Origin of the sequence: Nocardioides sp., from assembly GCF_024509035.1 — a bacterium.
In the GTDB taxonomy this organism is placed as follows: Bacteria; Actinomycetota; Actinomycetes; order Propionibacteriales; family Nocardioidaceae; genus Nocardioides.
Genome location: NZ_JANINT010000198.1, coordinates 6,935 through 7,702, shown reverse-complemented (window position 1 = coordinate 7,702; position 768 = coordinate 6,935). Strand labels below are relative to the sequence as shown.

2 protein-coding genes are annotated in these 768 nt (G+C 71.0%); both read left to right on the top strand.

What is annotated here, in order from left to right; translation table 11 throughout:
* Window positions 1–358 (top strand): molybdopterin cofactor-binding domain-containing protein (locus tag Q0L15_RS14715; RefSeq protein ID WP_296605202.1); only part of this gene is annotated, 358 nt, incomplete at its 5' end.
* Window positions 358–768 (top strand): carbon monoxide dehydrogenase subunit G (locus tag Q0L15_RS14710; protein WP_296605201.1); only part of this gene is annotated, 411 nt, incomplete at its 3' end. The genes Q0L15_RS14715 and Q0L15_RS14710, both read left to right, overlap by 1 nt.

Genomic DNA, 768 nt, shown 5'->3' with positions numbered 1-768 from the left:
CCACGGCGGGGTCGCCCAGGGCGTGGGCGGGGCGCTCTACGAGCGGATGGCGTACGACGAGTCCGGCCAGCTGCTCAACGCCTCGTTCATGGACTTCCTGATGCCCTACGTCACCGAGGTGCCCGACGGCATCGACATCGACCACCTCGAGACGCCGTCCCCGCTCAACCCGCTCGGCATCAAGGGTGCCGGCGAGGCCGGGGTCATCCCCTCCGCGGCGGTGTTCGCCGCCGCGATCGAGGACGCCGAGCGCGTCGTGCTGCCGGACTTCACCGTCACCGCGATGCCGATCTCGCCGTCCGAGCTGTTCGCCCTCCGTCAATCGCAGGGCCAGTCCCACCAGCAGGAGCACGCCTGATGAAGATCACCGGGTCCGACGTCATCCCCTTCCCGGTCGCCCGAGTCTGGGACGCCCTTCTCGACCCGCAGGTGCTGGTCGCGACGATCCCGGGCTGCGAGCGGCTCGCGGCGACGGGCGAGCACACCTACGACATGACCGTCACCGCCGGCGTCGCCGCGATCAAGGGCACCTACGCCGGCAGCTGCGCGTTGTCCGACCTCGTCGAGCACGAGGCGCTGGTGATGCGGCTCCAGGGCTCCGGCGCGCCGGGCACGATCGATGCGACCGTGCAGGTCTACTTCGTCGAGCCCGAGCCCGGCCAGACCCGCATCGACTACGACGCCGACGCGGTCGTGGGCGGCATGGTCGGCGGCGTCGGCCAGCGGATGCTCACCTCGGTCTCCAAGCGGATGGCCGCGGAGTTCTTC